Raw genomic sequence first — 20,581 nt, 5'->3', positions numbered from 1 at the left:
ATCAAAGTCTAATCTAATTCAATTGCTTAGCTACAATACCCCAACTATTATTATCTTAAGGAAGACGGGGGATAATAGTTAGTGGAGTACATATGGTAGACGTAATTAGACCAAGTGACCTTACCCCTGTTAACGATAATTATGATACATCTTCAGATGAGCTTGATTTAAGCAGCTCATCTTGTAGCCGCTCTGCGCGCTTAGCTCGTGCATCATCGTTTGATTACTCTCAAGTAGATTTACCTGATCCAAGTGAACTTTCCAATCAAACTACCACTCCAGCCCCTGTATCAAGGCCAGACTTTAATGATTTACCCTCAACGCTTATTCCTGGTTTTCCAAGTGGTCATGATTCGTCAGAAGATGAACTCGAAGACGGCTTAAGTCTACCTGTGCCACATGATCTTTATAATCGTCTGCACGATCGTAGCTTATCAGACTCCTCTGAGAGTAATGCACCCTCACCTCGTTCTAGCCGCTCTGCCAGTATTGCCAGCACAGCGAGTGATGCATCAGAAGCCAGTGATGCGGCTGCTCCAGATTATGATGATCCAATTGAAGGTGAAGATACCTACTCGACAATAGGCGAAGATGAAATAAGAAGGCTTGACCCAGAGCCTCCCGTCGACCCTGAGGAAGCACGCAGAATTGAAGGGCTGGAAATGCAGGGGAAGTTCATTAAAGCGCAGCGTGATAGGCAAATAGCTGAGTTTCGTCAAGGAATTGCTAAAAAAGAAGTGGGGCATCGCGTTGGCTCATTAGCGTTGAGCGCAGGTCTAACAGCGGTAGCTATACCTGTAACCATATTCAGTGCGGGAATGGCGTCACCCTTATTAGTCATAGCTGTTGGTAATTTGGGGTTAGCGATTATTGACACTTCGTGTGCAAGTTACGATGCTGTAAGTCGTTCTAGAGGAAATGATGGCTTAGTACTGCACGGTGATTCACTTGGCGCTATCATCAATAAAATTCTAACCAAATTAAACATTAAAGATGAACATACCAGATTAAAATATGCCGACAGAATTTCAGCAGCTATCAGAATAGCCTTAGGTGGATTTACTATGTTAGCGGATGGTGAAAAGCCTGACATGGTTAAATTGATGAAGGATGAGAGATTAACGCCATTACAAAAAGATATTGTTGAGCGTTTATTAAGAAATAGAAATTTCGAGCTGGATGAGCAAGAGGAAATAGAAGCTGAACCAGATGGCCCTACTCATGATGAACTGTTGCGACAAAACTTGAGACTCCAGCAGGCACAAATGGATGCTGAGAATGGAAATGATGCAGAGCCTGATGATGTTGACCTAGAACCAAGACTACCTGGAGAGTCTCTTGATGATTGGCATAATCGTTTACTACAAGTGCCTGTCGATGGTGAGGGTAACCTTGAAAGTGACAGTGAAAATGAAGGCGACGATTGGGATGATATTAGTGCACCTCCAAGGGTTGAAGAGGTACAATCCAGTGATGAAGATGATGAAATGCACCAAAGATTAAGAAACCTTAGAAGTTAAGATCACGCCGCCTTTATTTGTTTTACCATCAATTGCAATGACTGATTACCACGGAATTCATTCACATCTAGGGTATACACCAACTCAACGGTTTTAGCCTGCATATCTGGCCAACGTTTCAGATCCACATTAAACGCAATCGCATCAAACATCATGGTGCCACATAAAGATTCCAATACTAACTTTAAGTGTTTTTCCCCAACTAGACGCTGTTGGATAATATGGAATTGCCCATCAAAGCACGGCTCTTCAAATTCTTGCCCCCACGGTCCCGCATAGCGGATCAGATTAGCGGTTTCCATTTCCATTAATTGCAGAGGTAACTCACCATCAGTGAAAATTTCACCAGTAAGTTGTGCTTGAGTAAGACGTTCACTGGTTAATTGTTCAAACAGCTCAGCAAAGCGAGGAAAAGCGTCGGCTTTAAGGGATAAACCGGCAGCCATGGCATGGCCACCAAATTTGATAATGAGATCGGGGGCAAGATTATTAATATCGGCTAACAGATCTCTCATGTGTAAGCCTTTAATAGAGCGTGCAGAGCCTTTAATTTCACCATTTTCAGCTTTAGCAAAGGCTATGACAGGTCGGTGATAACGATCTTTGATCCGTGAGGCCAGAATGCCAATCACCCCTTGATGCCAGTCCTCTTGATAGATGGCAAGTCCACAAGGTAAATCATCATCGTGAAGGCTTAATGAAGCTAACTTTTGCATTGCTTCATGCTGCATACCAGCTTCTAGTTCACGTCGTTCTTGGTTGAGGGAGTCTAGCTCATACGCCATTTGTCTGGCTTTACTCATGTCATCGCACATCAACAACTCTACACCCAAAGACATCTCGTCTAAGCGACCTGCAGCATTGAGTCTTGGTCCTACCGCAAATCCAAAATCACTAGCGACTACTTTACTGGGGTTGCGTTTGGCAATATCCAGTAACGCTGTGATACCGGGGCGGCACTGACCGCTACGTACTCGCCTTAATCCTGCTTCAACTAAAATGCGATTGTTAGCGTCTAAAGGTACGACATCCGCTACTGTACCTAACGCTACGATATCCAATAAGAAGGTGAGATTCGGTGGCGTGATATTTTGCTTTTCAAACCATTGGCGGCGAACTAACTCAGCTTTAATCGCGGTCATCAAATAAAATGCCACACCCACACCCGCAATTGCTTTACTGGCGAACGGACAGTCTGGCTGGTTAGGGTTCACAATGGCAGCAGCTTGAGGTAACTCTTCACCAGCTAGGTGATGATCTGTCACCACCACTGGAATGGCTAGTTCATTCGCATGGGCAATGCCTGATATAGATGAAATACCATTATCGACAGTAAGCAATAACTCAGAGCCTTGTTGATGAGCCAAATCCACGATTTCAGGGCTTAGGCCGTAGCCATAATCAAAGCGATTAGGGATAAGAAAATTGACTTTATAAGCACCCATTGAGCGTAACGCCAACATACATACCGAAGTGGATGTTGCACCGTCGGCATCAAAATCTCCAATGATAGTGATGAGCTTATTGGCTTCAATGGCATCACTGATGATAGCGGCAGCTTTAGGCAAATCTTTTAACGTATCTGGTCGCAGTAGTCCTGCTAAGCCCGTTTGGCATTGTTCCGCCATCACACCACGACGAGCATACAACTGCTTTAACAATGGTGGTAGAGAATTGGGTAGATGTGAATCATCGACATTTGAGCGGCGAACAATGGGTTTTAGCACAGGAGTGATTCTCTTATTATGAATTATGAAACGACACTGAGTGTATCAAAAAAGCCACTGTTTGAGTCAGTGGCTTTAGGGGTTTTAATTAAACTCTATAGAGTGAATTAGTGATGCTCAATGGTTTGTAGCATGCGCTCAGGTGGTTGATAACCTGGGATAAGCGTACCGTCATCTAGAACAACTGCAGGCGTACCATTTACACCAAAGCTTTGCCCAAGTTCATATTGAGCAGCAATGTTGGCGTGACAAGTTTTGTTCGCAACATCTTTACCGGCTTTAGCATCGTCCATCGCTTTTAATGGATCTTTTGCACACCAAATGGATTTCATTTCTTTGGCTACTGATGAATTTTCGCCTGCACGTGGGAAGGCTAAGTAGCGAACAGTGATCCCTAAATCATTGTACTCTTGCATTTGGCTGTGCATGCGACGGCAATAACCACAAGTGATGTCGGTGAATACAGTAATCACATGTTTTTCATTCTTGGCTTTATAAACCAACATGTCTTTTTCAAACTTTTTAAGCTGCTGTACTCGAGGTTTAGCTAACGCTGCTTCAGTCAAATTTTTCATTCGATTATCTAAATCGTACATATTACCGTGAATGACTTTAGAACCATCATTGCTGATATAAAGCACTCCACGATTAGTCATGGCGATATATAAACCATGAACAGGAGAGTCTTGCATTGATAACACTTTTAAATCGAGTGTTCCCTCAACTTTTGCTTTAATGGCATTGTCGTCGGGTAATTGTGGCGATTGAGCTACGGCAAATGCCGAGGTCACCATTAATGCGGTAAATAGTGACATGATACGGGCAAACTTCATTAGGGTTCCTATTGGATTAAGTCTTTCATTTTTTTAGACCGGATTTATGGTCTAAAAGTTACCGTTAAATGGTGGTTAAATCAAATTTATGACTATGCGGTTTTGTATTGGTTCAACCTCTCGGGTGATGCTGTGCATGTAATTCTTGCAATCGCGCCTTAGCTACATGAGTATAAATTTGAGTGGTGGATAAATCACTGTGCCCTAATAAAAGTTGTACGACACGTAAATCAGCACCATGATTCAATAAATGAGTCGCAAAGGCATGACGGAGTGTATGGGGGGATAGCTCAGATTGGATGTTAGCTTTTAAGGCATAGTGTTTAATCCGATGCCAAAAGGCCTGGCGGGTCATTTGTCGGCCTCGTCTTGAGGGAAAAAGCACGTCAGAGCTGGCGGTGTCGACAAGCTCATGACGAACAAGATTAAGATATTGTTCCAGTTGTTCACCAGCGACCTCACCTAGTGGAACTAAACGCTCTTTACCGCCTTTACCGACAATACGGATAACACCTTGGCGTAAACTGACTTGTTCAATCGTTAGTGAAACCAGTTCTGTAACACGTAGCCCTGTGGCATAAAGCAGTTCTAGCATGGCTTTATCTCGAGCTTCAATCACATCATCATCACTTGGGGTTGAAAGCAGTTGCTCGACCTCTTCTTCCGTTAAGCTTTTTGGAATACGTGCGTCCAGTTTGGTTTTGCCGAGTAACGCTGTTGGATCTTTTTGGATCAACTTTTTTTGTAACAGAAACAAATAAAAGCGTCGCATTGAGCTGCGCATTCTCGCTTGGCTATTTTTAGAGGTACCGATTTCGGTGCGGTGGGCTATAAAATCTTGCAGATCAGTAAGCTCTACAGCCTGTAATGATGTTTTTTGTTGTTGCAGAAATTTATCAAGGTGACGTAAGTCGGTTCGATAAGCCGAAAGAGTGTTGTCGCTAAGACCATGAATAGACCATGTCTCATCTAAAAACTGCTCTATGATAGGGTCGGATTGGTAGGAATGTCGGCTTACCATAAGTACATAAATTAACGATGATTACGTCAATTGTACGAACAGGTAAGCCGAGAAACAAGGTTATGCCTTAGCTTCTAGTGATTTATGGCGAGGAATGGCAACGCATGCAATGATGGTAAAGAAGGTTGGAATCACCCATGCCATACCGTCATCAAACAGTGGTAAGAATTTAAGTGCACTCATATCGACGCCTGCCGCTTTTAGTCCATCAATAATTCCAAATACCAATGCCACGCTTAACACTAAGCGATGAGAAAACTCAGGACGAGCAAGCTTAGTGGTCACAAAAGTGATTGCTACCAGTGCAATGGCAACAGGGTAAATGGTGACGAGTACTGGAATGCTGATGGAAATTAACTGGCTTAAACCCACATTAGCCACTAATGCACATATCGCACTGAAGAAAACAACCAATGGGCGATAGCTAAAGGCTGGGATCAACTCTTCAAAAAATTCAGAACAGGCTACAATCAAGCCGACTGCTGTGGTCAAACAGGCCAGAGATACTACCGTTGATAATAGAATCGTACCTAAACTACCAAATTGGAAATCAACAAAGTTTGTTAAGATTTGACCGCCATTGGTGGTGCCTTTGGCTAAATCACCAGCGCTGGTGCCTAAGAAAAATAGTGATACATAAACGAAAGCTAAACCAGATGCCGCAATGATAGCCGCTCTAACCAAATAACGAGTCTGGGCTTTAGGGTCACTGACCCCTTTCTTTTTCAGAACATCGATGATCAGCATACCAAACATTAATGAGGCTAAAGTATCCATGGTGTTGTAGCCTTCAATAATACCTTTAGCCAGTGGTTGAGAGGCATAATCACCTTGTGGTGCAGCTGGCGCAGAGCCTGTGAACATAATGACTGAAATGGCCAGCACGACTAACAATGTCAAAAGTAAAGGAGTAAGCACTTTACCGACATTATCGAGTAATTTTCCAGGGAAAAGTGCCAATACCATGGCAATGACAAAGAAACTTAGCGTTGACCACATTTGAGTAACGTTTAATTCTAATCCTGCAATATGATAAACGGCAGAAGTGTGCTCTAAAAATGGGCGTACCCCAATCTCGTAAGCGACAAGCCCTGTGCGAGGTGCCGCAAATGCTGGGCCGATAATGATGTAAATGGCAACGGCTAATGCGGTCGCAGCAAAAGCGGGTAACATGCCCATGACATTACCTTTGGCGCGAGCAACGGCAATTAAGCCTGACAGCGGTAAACCGACGGCGGTGATCAGAAAGCCAATCATGGCCCAGCTCATGTTTTCGCCAGCTAACATGCCCGCGAATGGAGGGAAAATTAGGTTACCCGCTCCTAAAAAAAAGGCGAATGTCATAAAGCCAAGCCCAAATGTGTCAGCGACACTCATTTGATTATTTTGCACAGCAGACCTCTGTTAATTTTAAACTTTGTTGATTTAATAATTATTTTTATTGATAACTTATTCGAAATTAAGTCCGTTGGCTACTGTTTAAAGAAAAGTAGGGAGAAGAATGTTAGCTCTAGCACTTATTTTTAGGCACAATGCCCCTTCAGAACATACTGTTGTCGTACTTTTAGCCATATTTTCTTTTTTATGCCATTTACATTAAAACAATTTCATATTGATGATTCAGGCTGTGGAATGCCTGTGAGTACCGATGCCATAGTCCTGGGGGCATGGGCAAACCTTTCACATTCAAACACAGTACTTGATATAGGAACGGGGAGTGGCGTGTTAGCGCTCATGGCAGCCCAACGCTCAAACGCTTCAATTGTGGCGGTGGAATATGATCAAGCCAGCTGTGAGGTGGCAAAGAGAAATGTTGCGGCAGGCCCATGGCCTGAACGGATCACAGTCAAGCACATATGTATTCGAGATTATGTGGCATGTTCAGATAAAAAATTTGAGCATATTATTTGTAATCCCCCTTATTTTCTAACTGGTCCTCAAACTACTGATGAATCAAGAGCTAATGCTCGTCATACCAATACCCTCACTTTTCAGCATTTGATCGAAAGCATGCAAAGCTTGTTAAGCCAAAATGGTTGTGCAAGTTTGATATTACCTTGTGAAGTTGAGGTCAATTTTTTACAGGCATTATCGGTAAGTCAATTACAAGTCAGTAAACGTGTGCAAGTTATTCCTGTAAGAGGAAAGACAGCAAGGCGGTTATTACTTGAGCTTAACTTTGCTGGCGGTGAGGTATTAGAAGAAAGTTTGATTTTAAGAGAGCGTGATAATACTTATACTGAAGAAATGGTTACACTCACCAAGGCTTTCTATTTAAACCTATAAATTGCATTTCCTCCAAAACATCAGTAGCTTGGTTTTGAACACGCCCTAACAAGGAAAGTTATGATGAAAACCAAACTCTTGCTCAGTTTTGTGATTATGCTTGGCGTACTGGCCTACGATATTTATATTGCTGGTGATGCCATCCTTGATTTTCGCAAACTCTTTATCGTCTTTTCCATTGCTTATATTTTGCTCGTTATTTCTGGTTCTTTTAATTGGTCGTCTAGCTCAAAAAAATCAAACTCCAATGGTGTAGATGGTGGTGGTTCCAGTTGGGGAGATGGAGGTGACAGCGGTGGCAGTGGAGATTGATTTTAATCCGTACATTTCAAAATTGTTACAAATTGTAATGAAGATGTATGTTTTACTGTTCATTTTTAGGCTGTAGCTGGTAGGATGCTGGGTTAATTGTTGTAACCCTTCGCAAGGAATCGCGATGAGTCTTACCAAAGTCAGTACCGAGAATATTGCTGGAACTATTGTTGCTGTACTGCTCATAGCTGTATTTGGTTTAATTGCCATATCCAAACTCCCTATTCGGTTGTTGCCTGATATCCAGCAGCCACAAATTTCAGTCATGAATAACTGGCGCTCAGCAGCTCCTCAAGAGATGGAGTCGAACATTATTGAGCCGCAAGAAAATGTCCTCAAACGAGTGACAGGCGTCATTGAAGTTAATTCACATATCTCCCAAGGCTTCGGCATGGTGACACTCACTTTTGAAGTGGGCACCAATATGCAAGAGGCGATGATCAATGTCATTAATGCGTTAAATCAAACCCCTCCCAGACCATTAGATGCAATGGAGCCGTTCATCAACGTTGGTGGCGGCGGGGGCGGCGCTCCGGGGATGGCGTCTTTGCTGATCCGTACTGCTCCTGATAACCCCAATCAAGATTTCACTTATTATCAGAAACTGATTGATGATGTCGTAGAGCCAAGACTAAGGCAAATTAATGGGATCGCTAATGTTCATTTAGCGGGGCGATTACCCAAAGAGTTACACATTAATTTTGATCCGTATCGCGCTGCGGCATTAGGGATCACCGTCGAACAATTTCGTAGTGTTTTACTGCGCGCCTCTGATGTATCTGGTGGGACAGCAAATGTTGGACGCCGACAATATACGGTTAGATTTATTGGTCAATATCACCCTGAAAGTTTAGGAAAGCTGATTTTAAGTTATAACAATGGCCGCCCTATTTATCTAAATGAAGTGGCTGATGTCGAAATAACCAGCTCAGAACAACAAGGGTTTACTAAGCGTAATGGATACCCAGCGTATTACATTACCCTTGAAGGCACATTTGATGCGAATACTGTAACAGTGCTTAAAGGGGTGAACAAAGCGATTGATGAATTGAATAACGGGGCGTTAAAAGAAGCGGGCTTGGTAATGGATTTATCTTTTGATGCCTCAGTCCACATTAAACGTGCGATTGCTCTGGTTCAAGGGAATATCGTCATTGGCGTGGTGTTAGCACTGGTTATCCTATTCGCGTTTTTAAGAAGTTTTCCAGCCACCTTGATGATTGCCTCAACCATCCCCGTAGCCTTATTAATCGCCTTTATTTCATTGGAAGCCTTAGGCCGAACCTTAAATGTGATTTCGTTAGCAGGTTTGGCATTTGCGGTCGGGTTGGTGCTTGATGCCGCCATTATTGTGCAAGAAAACATTGTGCGCTTACTCCAACAAGGTCGTTCGCTCAAACAAGCGGTATTGGAAGGAACAGGACAAGTCAAAGGTGCACTGCTCGCATCGACAGCAACGACTGTGGCTATATTTTTGCCGATTTTATTTATGACGGGTGTAGAAGGGCAGCTGTTTTCTGACTTAGCCTTAACGCTTTCCGTTGCGGTAGTAGCTTCATTCATTAGCGCTATCACCCTATTACCAGTATTCAGTTTACTTTGGCTCAAGTACGCTCCCATTAGCCAAGCTCAAAAACAGGTTCAGGTTTGGGATAAATTAACCGCTTTTATTCAGCGTCTTACTCGAAATAAAACTTTGGCAGCTTCATGGTGTGTTGGTTTGATTTTGGGAACGAGTGCCCTTACGGCGGTATTAATGCCTCGTCCTGATTTTTTGCCGCAAGCCAAGTCAGACGGGATATTTACTTTCTTCTCTTTACCGCCGGGTGCAAATATCAAAGTGTTAGAGAAAGAACTGGGCTCAATTATTACTGAGCGGTTGAAACCTTATTATGATAAACGGCAACAGCCCTATATTAAGGGTTATAACCTGTCGGTTTATAATTCGTTTAACGTCTTATTTATCTACACAGAGGACCCAAGCCGTATCGATGAAATGATGCAGCTGCTGCAAACAGAATTGTTAAAAGGCTTACCTGACACGCAAGCTTTTACTAACCGAGGAACATTGCTGCAATTTGGTATTAATGGTGGTCGAGCCATTAATATTGATTTGCAAGGGGCAGACAATGAAGCCCTAATGGAAACGGCACGTAAAGGGATGGCACATATTACAGAGGCATTACCCGGCGCCGTTGTTCGCCCAATTCCTGGATTATCATTGGCACAGCCCGAACTGCAATTAGTGCCTGACGAACGTCGCTTGGCACAAGCAGGCATTGATAAAACTCAATTAGCTAATGCTGTTCGAGCATACACCTCAGGGTTATTTGTTGGAGAATATTTTGACGGTAATGAGCGCATGGATGTATTGCTTAAAGCTCCTAGGTGGCAAGTGCCTGAACAGCTTGCCGCTACGCCCATTTATACTAATGAAGCAGGCATTCAAACATTAGGCGAGTTAACAAACATTCACAGAGCAGTAGGACCAACGCAGCTGCAAAGGGTGAATGGTCGACGTAGCGTCAGTCTATTGATTTTTCCGCCTGCTGACATGTCGTTAGATCAAGCTCTAGAGCAAATTACCGTAAAAGCATTGCCGAAAATCAAGGCTGATTTACCTGAGAACACTTCGGTTCAATTTAGAGGCAGCTCAGATAAACTGAAACAAGCCATAGAACAAATGAGCCTTAACTTTGCCCTTGCTGTGCTGATCCTATTCTTACTGATGGCGGCCATGTTTAAGTCGGTGAAAGACAGTTTATTGGTTTTACTGTCGATGCCATTGGCTGTTTGTGGCGGTGTGGTCAGTTTACGTTTATTAAATCTATTCAGTTTTCAGAGCCTAGATCTATTAACCATGATAGGTTTTATTATTCTTCTGGGTTTAGTGGTGAATAATGCCATTTTATTAGTGGATCAAACACGCCAAGGCACTCGTCATGGACTCGATATTGATAGCGCAATTGCACAGGCGGTTCGCACCAGAGCCAGACCTGTGTATATGAGCACCTTAACCTCAATTTTTGGCATGTTACCTCTAATGCTTGTTCCCGGAGTTGGAAGTGAAATTTATCGAGGATTAGCGGCTGTGATTGTTGGGGGAATGATCTTTAGCGCTCTATTTACCTTGATCTTAATGCCGAGTTTATTGCGATTAACGCATGGATTGGAATTTTACCGTGTTTCTTCAGTTGGTTTAACAAGGAATGAAGTATGAACGTTTTTACCTCTTTAGCTTTTACGGCTGCACTTTCTTTAACTGCGTTAACAGCATTTGCTGACGAACAGCCGAGATTAGTTAGTGTTGTTGAAGTTCAAAACCGACCTTTGTCACCCAAAATCAATGTGATTGGTTCTGTACACTCTCGTCAAAGTGCAGAGCTTACTGCGGGTGTTGATGGACGCTTAGAATGGGTGCAGGAAGCGGGAAGCCACATTAAAGAAGGAGAGGTAGTCGCTCGAATTGAAAAGACCCGTTTATTGCTTGCAAAAGAAAAACAACAAGCCCAAGTGCAGCACAGTAAAGTGTCCTTCCAAAGATTAAGCCGAGAGTTTAACAGGTTAAAGGCGTTGAGAGAAAGCCAGCATGTGTCTGAAGCTCAAATTGATGAGGCACAGTCGCAGCGGGATCTTGCTAAAGCAAATCTCACTTTAGCTAAAGTGCGCTTAAAAGAAATTGTTGATGAGCTCAATCGTACCGACGTAAAAGCACCTTTTTCAGGGATTATTACCCAGCGCTTCCACCAAAAAGGGGAAGATATTGGACGCTCAAAAGCCATTTTGGCGATGACAGATCCCGAACATTTAGAGATCCGCTTACATGCCCCGCTCAAGCACAGTAAACGCGTCAAAGTGGGGGATAGTTTAAAGGTTTATCACAGTGATGGTGAGTTTACGGCTTCGATCAGAAGTTTAATTCCTGTCTCTGATGTTCGGTCACAAACCTTTGAAATACGTTTAAATATGCCGCTAGGTATTGCCGATAATTTAAGTGTGGGTGAACTGATTTCATTAGCTTTACCGATTGCACCGCAAACACTGACCACATTGGTACCAAGAGATGCGGTTATTTTGCGCTCAAAAGGCGCCTTTGTATTTAAAATCAATGAGCAAGATAAAGCCGTAAAAGTGAAAGTTGAGCTAGGTGATGGCGACGGAGATTGGATAGCGGTGAAAGGCGATATCCATAAAAAAGACCGAGTGGTTATTAGAGGAGCTGAAACCTTGCAAGATGGGCAATTGGTTAACTTTAAAATCGATAAAAAACAATCAAGTTGATAGTGGCAGCATAGAGTTCTTCGATGTCGCTCAATATATTGGGCGACATAGTTTTATACTCGTTCTATTTCAATCGGTTGGTCTGCTGCCAATGTTTGATTATCGGCGGCAACTGACCAATGAGCATGTCTGATCTGCCATTTTTCACCGACTTTTTCGGCATAAAGTGTCGTTCTGAGCATCAACTCATGAGTCATATTTTCCCCTATCAGTTGATATTCGGCTTTCCAATTGCCAAAAACCACACCTGAGTTTTCAGTATGAAAAACCTCTAAGTCACCACATGACAGAGAAAGCGATTGAGTAGCGTCATAGTCCAGTTGAACCATCGTTGCTAGTTCTGAAACCGAATGTACTTCTTCATCTGAACTGGTCCCCCAGCACTGTATTGAACCTTGTTGAGCAAACAGGGAAGCTATACCAGTAGCATCTTTAGCGGAATGACGTTTCATGTACTCTTGAGCAAGTTCGATTAAATGGGCTTTTGACATAATAAACTCTTATCAAACTAACAATAAAAACAGTATATCCTATCAGTCTAGATGGTCTCTAGTTTTGGAAATACGGCGAGACTGGACGAGAAGGGTGAGGGGAATGATAGGGAGAAGCTTGAGGAGTTTGGTTTGCCGATGAATGTACTGAGCTATACGGGCTACTTCTGTGTGGATGTTGACTGACGTTTTGAGTTACAAATCGTTGTGCTGCTGGGGTTAATGTTCGGCTAAGGTGAGCTTGCAAGCTTTTTTGAGCTTGTTTTTTTAATGCTTGCTCTTTAACTGCATTGGCTTTTTTTTCAATGCTTCCAGGAACCAGTTCTGACTGCATACAAGACTTCCTCCAGCATGCCAGTGTTAAGGCTAAATTTTCAATATTGTCACTTTCAAACTTTCCTTCTGGGTGGTGCATGAGATAGCCAACCAGATCAATTTGACTCTTAAGATTGAACCATTGACCCTGAAGCCAAGTTTTTTTTCTTACTGCTTGGTCAGGATTAAAGTGAGGATATAGCACGACAGGTGTTGGTTCATTATAAAAAGTTCGAAGTTTCGCATCAATAGAAGTTATATCGTGTTCAATTCTACTTTGCTCATGCTCAAAGACGGCATACACAAATGATAAGAATTCGAGACTATTTTGTAGTAGTGTGAGTTGATCCATTGAGGGCTGAACGATGAAATCGAATTGATGCTTGGTGGCTTGAAAAATGTCGTGTTCAAATATTTTTTGCCAAAACATGGGGGCTGACATCACCTCGAAAAGCGCTTGTTCATATGTGACAGACTCATCATTTTGGTATTTAGAAAACAGTCTTTGTTGTACCGGTTCGTTGGAGATTTTCAAAGAGTTAAGATCTACTTGAGGGAATCGAGAGAGATCGAGCTCTGATGGTTGAATTGGATCTGAACCTACATCTTCTGTAGTACTGTAAACTGGATGAGGAGGGGGAGTAGGATCGCCCACTAATTCATTAATATGACTAGCGACAGTACCAAGTGAAAGAGTAGAAAGTTGCCGAGAAAATGTCGACATTGGTTCACCTGTAGTATCTGCAGCATTAGCTTGTCCTTGAGCCATTACTTGTATTTGAACGTCAGGTTGTAGCTTTTTGGGGAAATGAAGTACTGGTTCTCTACTATGTTTTCGAGCCAGAACAAGGAAAATTTCAGTTCCTGCATCTTTCATTGATTTATACTTCATCCTATCATGCGCAACATAAAACCTTAGTTCTGAATGTTCATAAAGCATTTTATTTAAGTGTATTGCTTGTCTATTTAACTCTGCGGGTGTCTCAGCCTTGTTTAAGGCGAGAAAACCTTCGGCAAACTTATCTCGTAATTGGGGGTCATAACAGTTATTCAATAATTTGAATGCCTCAATCATTTTTTCATCATTGTTTTGAGGTAGTACTGTAGAGGCACTTACATCGAATTCAGGGCAAAGAAGTGTCCCCCCATTTACTGCTGCCATTTTGTTCATCAAACGTTATGGATTGTCTCACTATCATACAGTTACTTTTGTAAGCCAGTGATTAATTATTATTTAGAGAAGTAGGGCGAGGTTTTGGAGTTGTAGATTTGATATAGATGACCCACAAGTGATGATCTAAGTGTTTACTTAAGGGCAATTTATGTATCTTGAAATCCCGTAAGGTGTTCAACTTCAATGGGTAAAATAAAAAGCCAAAGTATAAAAGAGGTTTATCATTTCCTTTCAATCGAGCTAGGTATATAATCCCCCGCCTTGTCACTGTCAGGTTTGCCGCTATGTTATTTGAAGAATTCGATTTAGATCCCAGTTTACTTAACTCATTAAAAAATATGGGACATAAAGCGGCGACCAGCGTCCAACAACAAACCATTCCAATGGCGATGGAGCAACGTGATATTCTGGCAATGGCTCCGACAGGTACAGGTAAAACGGCGGCGTTTTTATTACCTGCTCTGCAGCACCTTATTGATTTTCCTCGTCGTCACTCAGGGCAAGCTCGTGTGCTTATCCTAACTCCAACTCGAGAGCTTGCCAGTCAAGTTCATCGTTATGCATCACATCTAGCTAATGAATTGGATTTAGACATTGGTATTATTACTGGTGGTGTGCCGTATGCTCCACAAGAAGCGGCGTTGAAAGAAAATTTAGATATATTAGTTGCAACCCCAGGTCGTTTACTTGAATACCTAGATAAAGGGCAATTTTCTGCCGAAATGGTAGAAGTGCTGATCATTGATGAAGCTGACCGTATGTTAGATATGGGCTTTGCGACTGTTGTGAAAAGTATTGCTACAGAAGCGCAAGGGCGTAAACAGAATATGTTGTTCTCTGCCACGCTAGAAACGGGTGGTGTACGCCGTTTTGCAGATGAATTACTTATCGACCCTATTCAAGTGAATATTGACGATGCCCCACGTTCAGAAAAAGCCAAGATCCATCAATGGGTGCATTTGGCTGACGACAAAAACCATAAATTCCAATTGTTGTGCGCACTGTTAAATAGCGAAGATGTTAAGCGCACCATCGTCTTTGTTAAAACCCGTGAAGTGGTGGCAAGCCTTGAAGGCTTACTGCAACAGGCTGGTATTCGCAGTGCGTTTTTACGTGGTGATATGGAGCAAAAACAGCGTTTCCAAGCGCTGGGTAAATTTACCAAAGGTGAAGTAAACGTACTCCTTTGTACCGATGTTGCGGCTCGTGGGATTGATGTTGAAGGTATCACCCATGTGATCAACTTTGATATGCCACGTTCGGCAGATATTTATGTGCATCGAATTGGTCGCACAGGTCGGGCAGGTGCTAAAGGCACAGCAATTTCATTAGTCGAAGCACATGATGTGCGTATTCTTGGCAAAATTGAGCGTTACACAGAGCAAAAACTGAAGCGTCGAGTTATCGAAGGCTTACGTCCTAAAAATAAAGAAGCTAAAGCGCCAGCGAAAAAGAAAGATAAAGTGAAGATGAAGGCGAAAGCAAAGGCGAAAAAAAAGAAAAAATAAAGATCTAGAGAAGATTGAGTTTTCGGAGCTTTTTTATAAATGAAAATTCATTTGTAATATACAAGATTTGTGGTGTGATGTACTCCTGCCTAATCAGTAGGAGAGCATTATGTCTGGTTCGGAGACTGCTATATCGCTAGGTGCTGAACAGCAAAGGCTAATTCAAGTTTTAGACTTGAGTTTATCACCTGTCTCGCCTAACACTGAAACTACACCACTTACTCATTATCAATGTGACCTAGACCAACCATCACTGCATGAGTGCCATTTTTTTATCCCCAGTAGCGACTCATCAAGCCAAGAAGAACCTAAATTTAATCCATCAGCTGTGTGTTCTGCTCACGTTCCTGAATATCAACGGATGCTCAAAGAATATAACAGCTTAGTGAAACAAAATAACGAACTCAGAGAATCAGTGAAACTTCTAGAATCTATGGTTCTAGAACGCGAAAAGCAGTTTGAGAATCGTCTTAAAGCAAATTTGAAGAGCAGCGAAGCTGTGAAATCAAAGTTATAACCAATGCCAATGCTGATTATTCCATATTAGTGGTACATCATCTTTCCGATAAATAATCGATAGAGAATAGTTAACTTTCTACAGAACTATGTTTGTACGAGAGTGAGTGCTTACCTTTTGGTTTTGTTAGTCGTAACTTATTGAATTTAATTAAATAACGCCAATTTTTTGACTAACATTTTTTTTACATTAATCGTTTATTATTAACAGATTCTTTGGTAACGTGTGCCGGATTTTGCCCTGAGAAGGAAAACATGGCGCTATGAAAGAGAATGCAGTGTGGGTGAGACGTGTCTCTCCACTAATAATAATTACAATTTTTATCGGGCTTTATTTTTTATTAACTCAAAACAAAGCGGTATCAGAACAAGCGCCTCCACCTCCAGTATTACCTATTGTTGAGGTGATGTCGGTCGAACCTTATACGCAGTCGATTGTGTTGGATTCGTTTGGGGTTGTTAAACCGAAAAACCAAACCCGTTTGGCAGCCGAAGTCAGTGGTCGTTTAGTCGAACTAACTGATGTATTTGCCAGCGGTGGTATGGTGAAAAAAGGTGATGTACTGGCGCGTATTGATGATGTCGATTACCAAGCTGATTTATTACAAGCCGAAGCAAACTTAGCCAAAGCCAACGCCGAGCTGGATGCAGAGAAGGCCCGAGGGGAAGTCGCAAAAGTAGAGTTTAAAGGCCATAGCCAAGCACCAAGCTTAGGGCTTCGTATCCCTCAGCTGCAACAAGAGTTGGCCAAAGTAAAATCTGCAAAGGCGGTGTTATCTCGTGCTAAACGTAATCTTGAACGTACTATTATTCGCGCGCCTTACGATGCCATTGTTAAAAGCCGAGCGGTGAACTTAGGTCAATACGTCACTAAAGGTGCAGAAGTCGGTGAAGTGTTAGATATCAGTATTGCAGAAGTTCGTCTGCCCGTTGCCAGTGATGATCTTATCCACCTTAACTCCATTACAAAACCCAATGCGAATGTCACTCTTAAATTGGATTTAGCTGGAAAGCCATATCACTGGCCTGCGAAGCTTGTGCGTAGTGAAGGTGTGGTTGATAGCCAAAGCCGTATGGTGTATCTAGTGGCTGAAGTACAAAAGCCTTACCAAAGTTTAGCGCAAGGAATGCCTTTGCAATTTGGTAGCTTCGTCAATGCAGACATTCAAGGCAAGGAGCAATCAAATCTTATCCGTTTACCAAGACACCTTGTGCGCGATGAGTTTGTGGCGTTGATTGATACTGATAACAAGGTTGATATTCGTGATTTAGATGTGGTGTATAAAGATGAATCTTGGGTTTATATCAATGGCGGTATTAGTCAAACCGAACGAGTTTCTTTGACCCGTTTCGATCGCTTGGCTGATGGCCAAGGTGTCGAAGTCGCCGTGCCACAATCCTCTGAATTAGCATTAGGTAAGTAGTTATGGATAAACCAAAAGGATTGATTGCTTGGTTTGTCCATAATCCTGTGGCAGCCAATTTGTTGATGTGGGTGTTATTGATTGGCGGCATCTTTAGTGCCTTTTCCATCAAAAAAGAAATGTTTCCAACTGAGGAAAATAATACTGTTACTGTATCCGTTGCCTATCCAGGTGCAGCACCTCAAGAGATTGAGGATGGCATTGTCATAAAAATTGAGGAAGCCGTTAAAAATATTCGAGGAGTAAAAAAGCTTACGTCCAATTCAGGTAATGGAGTTGGTACGGTTAACATTGAAATTACTTCTGGCTATAAACCTCAAGATGTATTGGATAAAGTGAAGTTACAGGTCGATAGCATATCGACCTTTCCAGCGAACATTGAAAAGCCCATCATTACTCATCCAACAGTGCCAAATAGTGTGATTTGGGTAGCGGTATCAGGTGAAGTTTCTAAGTTTGAACTGAAAAAAATCGCCAAAGAGGTACGTGAAGATATTGCTAACCTTTCGGGAATAACTCAGGTAAAACTACGTGATCAACCTAATAATGAAATTGCCATTGAAGTTTCTGAGAATAAGTTGCGTGAATATGGCCTAAGTTTTAACGATGTTGCACAAGCGGTACAAAACTCGTCTTTTGATTTACCCGGTGGTGCGATTCGTGCCAGTGATGGTGATATCTTACTTCGAACCCAAAGCCAAGCTTATAGTGCTGAAGAATACGGCAATATTCTAGTGGCTACGACTCAAGATGGCAGTCGAATTCTCCTATCACAGTTAGCCGATATTAAAGACGGCTTACAAGAGGGACTATTCTACACTCGCTTTAATGCCAAACCTGCGGCCATTATTGAAATTTCCAGCATTGATGATGAAGATGCGATAACCATTGGTGAACACGTTCGAAATTATGTCGCTGCAAAACAGTCGCAATTACCACAAGCTATCACGGTTAACTACTGGGGCGACTTAACCCATTACCTTGATGGCCGTTTAAACATGATGCTGTCGAATATGTGGTTAGGGGCGTTCTTGGTATTCCTTCTGCTTGCTTTCTTTCTCGATTTAAAGCTGGCATTTTGGGTGATGCTAGGGATCCCGATTTCATTCTTAGGCGCAATATTTATCATGCCTTTTGAACCGTTTTCACTTTCTATCAACATGATCACCTTGTTCAGCTTTTTGCTGGTGCTGGGGATTGTGGTGGACGATGCCATCGTCATTGGTGAAAGTGTTTATACCGAGGTCGAAGAAAAAGGGTCAAATCTTGATAATGTGATTGCAGGCGCCAAGCGTGTAGCGATGCCAGCGACCTTTGGCGTCTTGACCACCATTGTTGCCTTTATTCCTTCTTTATATGCGGCGCAAGGATTCGTCGGCGAGATTTTTAAATCCATCGCATGGGTTGTGATCTTGTGTCTGGTGTTTTCTCTCATTGAATCCAAATGGATTTTACCAGCTCACTTACGTCACTTAAGAGTGAAGCCTAAAGCTAAGCCAAAGTCTGCTGTGTTAGGACTAAAAGCTAAGTTCAATCAAGGTATGCAACGCTTTATTCAAGGTTATTACCAACCGTTTATTAAAGCTTGCGTTTCGGCTCGATATACAGTGGTTGCGATATTTGTTGGTTTGTTGATCTTATCAAAAGGTATGGTCGATGGGGGCTCGGTAAGACAAGTGTTCTTCCCGAATGTGCCGTCGGATTTCATTCAAGTGCATCTTGAAATGGATAAAGGTGTTTCTGAGCAAAAAACGCTGGAAACCACGTTAGAAATTGAGCAAGCCTTGTATCGTGTTGATGCCAAAATGCAGCAGCAACTTGGCTATTCGATTTTAGAAAACAGCCAACTCGACGTACTCAATCGAACCAAAGGGTTCATTTTTGCTGAGCTGACTAAGGGGGAAGATAGGGAAATTGATGGTGCGGCAATTGCTCGTGCATGGCGTGAAGAAATCCCGACCTTTACCGATGTTAAAAAGCTGACCGTCGATGGCAGCACTCAAGCCGGAGCAACCTCTGACGTGGCCTTTAGGTTAATGGCGACCAATCTTGATGAACTAACCGCAGCAGCGAAAGATCTAAAACAAAAACTGGCTAGTTTCGAAGGTGTTTATGGGATCAGCGATAACTTTTCTTCAGGCAGTAAAGAAATTCGTTTGCAGATCCGCCCTGAAGCTCAAGCGTTAGGCTTAACTCTGGCCGATTTATCGCGTCAAGTTCGTTATGGCTTTTACGGTTTTGAAGCACAGCGAATTTTGCGTAATCGTGAAGAAGTGAAAGTCATGGTGCGTTACCCTGCACAGCAACGTCGTACTTTAGGTCATCTTGAAAAAATGATGATCCGAACTAAAGATGGCAGCATGGTGCCTTTTGGCTCGGTGGCTAAAATTGAGTTTGGCGAATCTTTGGCTTCTATCAACCGAACTGATGGGCACAGAGCAATTACGGTTACGGCTAATGTGGATAAAACCATCGCCGAGCCGAGTAAAATTGTTGCGGAAGTAAACGGGCAATTTATTCCTAGTTTGACTCAGAAGTATCGTCAGTTAACGACTTCACTCGATGGCCGAAGCCAAGAAGCGGCTGATGCCGATGCTGCCTTTAAGAAAGGGTTAGTCTTTGTCGCATTAGCGATTTTTGGACTAATGGCTATTCCACTTAAATCTTATACTCAGCCATTGTTGATCATGGCTGTTATCCCATTTTCAGTGATCGGTGCAGTGTTTGGTCATTGGCTATTGGGCGTGCCGCTGAGTGTATTAAGTCAATATGGCATTTTGGCGTTATTCGGGGTCGTGGTAAACGATGCCTTAGTGATGATGGACTACATAAACAAGTCTCGACAGCAAGGAACGAGTGTTGTTGAAACGGCTGTTAATGCTGGTTGCCGTCGCTTTAGAGCGATTGTATTGACCTCATTGACTACAGTTGTTGGCTTGATCCCAATTATGTTTGAAACCAGTCTACAGGCCAAAATCGTCATTCCAATGGCGATCTCGTTAGCTTTTGGTATTGCCTTTGCTACGGTTGTAACTTTAGTGTTGATGCCAGCCTTATACGTGATCCATGAAGACATTCGTGGTTATTGCCAACGACTCTATCAATGGTGGTGGCAGCCAAAAACATTGGTGTGAGCCTTTAATTACCGCTCGCTTAAACGAATAGCGTCATAC

15 protein-coding genes are annotated in these 20,581 nt (G+C 42.6%); 9 read left to right on the top strand and 6 right to left on the bottom strand.

The features are described from left to right. The first annotated feature begins 92 nt into the window (after positions 1–92). A complete protein-coding gene (locus tag E2H97_RS15435) occupies positions 93–1,520 on the top strand; it encodes a hypothetical protein (protein ID WP_133407959.1) in 1,428 nt (475 codons plus the stop codon). A gap of 2 nt (positions 1,521–1,522) precedes the next feature. On the opposite strand, the gene recJ is transcribed toward E2H97_RS15435, so the two are convergent. The 4 genes from recJ to brnQ all read right to left on the bottom strand — a co-directional run bounded on the left by recJ (position 1,523) and on the right by brnQ (position 6,478). After that, a complete protein-coding gene (gene recJ, locus E2H97_RS15430; RefSeq protein WP_133407958.1) occupies positions 1,523–3,247 on the bottom strand; it encodes a single-stranded-DNA-specific exonuclease RecJ in 1,725 nt (574 codons plus the stop codon). 107 nt (positions 3,248–3,354) lie between these two features. Then, complete coding sequence (gene dsbC / locus E2H97_RS15425) at positions 3,355–4,080, bottom strand: bifunctional protein-disulfide isomerase/oxidoreductase DsbC (protein ID WP_133407957.1); 726 nt, start codon at positions 4,078–4,080, stop codon at positions 3,355–3,357. A gap of 112 nt (positions 4,081–4,192) precedes the next feature. After that, the gene (gene xerD / locus E2H97_RS15420) at positions 4,193–5,101 is read right to left on the bottom strand and encodes a site-specific tyrosine recombinase XerD (RefSeq protein ID WP_133407956.1); all 909 of its coding nucleotides are present in this window, start codon (positions 5,099–5,101) and stop codon (positions 4,193–4,195) included. A 60-nt stretch (positions 5,102–5,161) separates the two neighbouring features. After that, positions 5,162–6,478 carry a branched-chain amino acid transport system II carrier protein gene (gene brnQ, locus E2H97_RS15415; RefSeq protein ID WP_133408673.1) on the bottom strand — a complete coding sequence of 439 codons (1,317 nt, stop codon included), beginning with the start codon at positions 6,476–6,478 and terminating at the stop codon, positions 5,162–5,164. Between the two features lie 207 nt (positions 6,479–6,685). Between brnQ and E2H97_RS15410 the strand changes: the two genes are divergently transcribed. The 4 genes from E2H97_RS15410 to E2H97_RS15395 all read left to right on the top strand — a co-directional run bounded on the left by E2H97_RS15410 (position 6,686) and on the right by E2H97_RS15395 (position 11,980). After that, on the top strand, positions 6,686–7,387 hold the full coding sequence (locus E2H97_RS15410) for a tRNA1(Val) (adenine(37)-N6)-methyltransferase (protein ID WP_133407955.1): 702 nt from the start codon (positions 6,686–6,688) through the stop codon (positions 7,385–7,387). A gap of 60 nt (positions 7,388–7,447) precedes the next feature. Then, entirely contained in the window at positions 7,448–7,699 is a 252-nt protein-coding gene (locus E2H97_RS15405) for a hypothetical protein (protein WP_133407954.1), read from the top strand. A 124-nt stretch (positions 7,700–7,823) separates the two neighbouring features. Next, entirely contained in the window at positions 7,824–10,919 is a 3,096-nt protein-coding gene (locus E2H97_RS15400) for an efflux RND transporter permease subunit (RefSeq protein ID WP_133407953.1), read from the top strand. Further along, on the top strand, positions 10,916–11,980 hold the full coding sequence (locus E2H97_RS15395; RefSeq protein WP_133407952.1) for an efflux RND transporter periplasmic adaptor subunit: 1,065 nt from the start codon (positions 10,916–10,918) through the stop codon (positions 11,978–11,980). Before E2H97_RS15400 ends, E2H97_RS15395 begins: the two co-directional genes overlap by 4 nt. A 53-nt stretch (positions 11,981–12,033) precedes the next feature. Here E2H97_RS15395 and E2H97_RS15390 read toward each other — a convergent pair whose 3' ends face one another. Continuing rightward, positions 12,034–12,471, bottom strand: coding sequence for a nuclear transport factor 2 family protein (locus E2H97_RS15390; RefSeq protein WP_133407951.1), 438 nt, complete (start codon positions 12,469–12,471; stop codon positions 12,034–12,036). A 58-nt stretch (positions 12,472–12,529) separates the two neighbouring features. Then, positions 12,530–13,948 (bottom strand): hypothetical protein, encoded by a 1,419-nt coding sequence (locus E2H97_RS15385; RefSeq protein WP_133407950.1) that lies wholly within the window; start codon positions 13,946–13,948, stop codon positions 12,530–12,532. A gap of 296 nt (positions 13,949–14,244) precedes the next feature. On the opposite strand from E2H97_RS15385, the gene srmB reads away from it, so the two are divergent. The 4 genes from srmB (at position 14,245) to E2H97_RS15365 (ending at position 20,542) form a co-directional block, all read left to right on the top strand. Then, positions 14,245–15,468: an ATP-dependent RNA helicase SrmB gene (srmB, locus tag E2H97_RS15380; protein ID WP_121838924.1), complete on the top strand. Its 1,224-nt coding sequence runs from the start codon at positions 14,245–14,247 to the stop codon at positions 15,466–15,468. Positions 15,469–15,577: 109 nt separating this feature from the next. Next, complete coding sequence (locus tag E2H97_RS15375; RefSeq protein ID WP_133407949.1) at positions 15,578–15,985, top strand: hypothetical protein; 408 nt, start codon at positions 15,578–15,580, stop codon at positions 15,983–15,985. A 262-nt stretch (positions 15,986–16,247) separates the two neighbouring features. Beyond that, entirely contained in the window at positions 16,248–17,408 is a 1,161-nt protein-coding gene (locus tag E2H97_RS15370) for an efflux RND transporter periplasmic adaptor subunit (RefSeq protein WP_133407948.1), read from the top strand. A gap of 2 nt (positions 17,409–17,410) precedes the next feature. Continuing rightward, positions 17,411–20,542 (top strand): efflux RND transporter permease subunit, encoded by a 3,132-nt coding sequence (locus tag E2H97_RS15365; RefSeq protein WP_133407947.1) that lies wholly within the window; start codon positions 17,411–17,413, stop codon positions 20,540–20,542. The last annotated feature ends 39 nt before the right edge of the window (positions 20,543–20,581 follow it).

The organism is Parashewanella tropica (assembly GCF_004358445.1).
GTDB classification, from domain to species: domain Bacteria; phylum Pseudomonadota; class Gammaproteobacteria; order Enterobacterales; family Shewanellaceae; genus Parashewanella; species Parashewanella tropica.
The sequence above is the reverse complement of the archived record's forward strand: the minus strand, read 5'-3'. Positions and strand labels throughout refer to the sequence as shown.

What these genes read in the sequence shown, in the direction of transcription:
- E2H97_RS15390 (WP_133407951.1), bottom strand. Translation starts at nt 12,471, where the DNA reads ATGTCAAAAGCCCATTTAATCGAACTTGCTCAAGAGTACATGAAACGT.
- E2H97_RS15405 (WP_133407954.1), top strand. Translation starts at nt 7,448, where the DNA reads ATGATGAAAACCAAACTCTTGCTCAGTTTTGTGATTATGCTTGGCGTA.
- xerD (WP_133407956.1), bottom strand. Translation starts at nt 5,101, where the DNA reads ATGGTAAGCCGACATTCCTACCAATCCGACCCTATCATAGAGCAGTTT.
- E2H97_RS15365 (WP_133407947.1), top strand. Translation starts at nt 17,411, where the DNA reads ATGGATAAACCAAAAGGATTGATTGCTTGGTTTGTCCATAATCCTGTG.
- brnQ (WP_133408673.1), bottom strand. Translation starts at nt 6,478, where the DNA reads ATGAGTGTCGCTGACACATTTGGGCTTGGCTTTATGACATTCGCCTTT.
- srmB (WP_121838924.1), top strand. Translation starts at nt 14,245, where the DNA reads ATGTTATTTGAAGAATTCGATTTAGATCCCAGTTTACTTAACTCATTA.
- E2H97_RS15400 (WP_133407953.1), top strand. Translation starts at nt 7,824, where the DNA reads ATGAGTCTTACCAAAGTCAGTACCGAGAATATTGCTGGAACTATTGTT.
- E2H97_RS15395 (WP_133407952.1), top strand. Translation starts at nt 10,916, where the DNA reads ATGAACGTTTTTACCTCTTTAGCTTTTACGGCTGCACTTTCTTTAACT.
- dsbC (WP_133407957.1), bottom strand. Translation starts at nt 4,080, where the DNA reads ATGAAGTTTGCCCGTATCATGTCACTATTTACCGCATTAATGGTGACC.
- E2H97_RS15435 (WP_133407959.1), top strand. Translation starts at nt 93, where the DNA reads ATGGTAGACGTAATTAGACCAAGTGACCTTACCCCTGTTAACGATAAT.
- E2H97_RS15370 (WP_133407948.1), top strand. Translation starts at nt 16,248, where the DNA reads ATGAAAGAGAATGCAGTGTGGGTGAGACGTGTCTCTCCACTAATAATA.
- E2H97_RS15410 (WP_133407955.1), top strand. Translation starts at nt 6,686, where the DNA reads ATGCCATTTACATTAAAACAATTTCATATTGATGATTCAGGCTGTGGA.
- E2H97_RS15375 (WP_133407949.1), top strand. Translation starts at nt 15,578, where the DNA reads ATGTCTGGTTCGGAGACTGCTATATCGCTAGGTGCTGAACAGCAAAGG.
- E2H97_RS15385 (WP_133407950.1), bottom strand. Translation starts at nt 13,948, where the DNA reads ATGGCAGCAGTAAATGGGGGGACACTTCTTTGCCCTGAATTCGATGTA.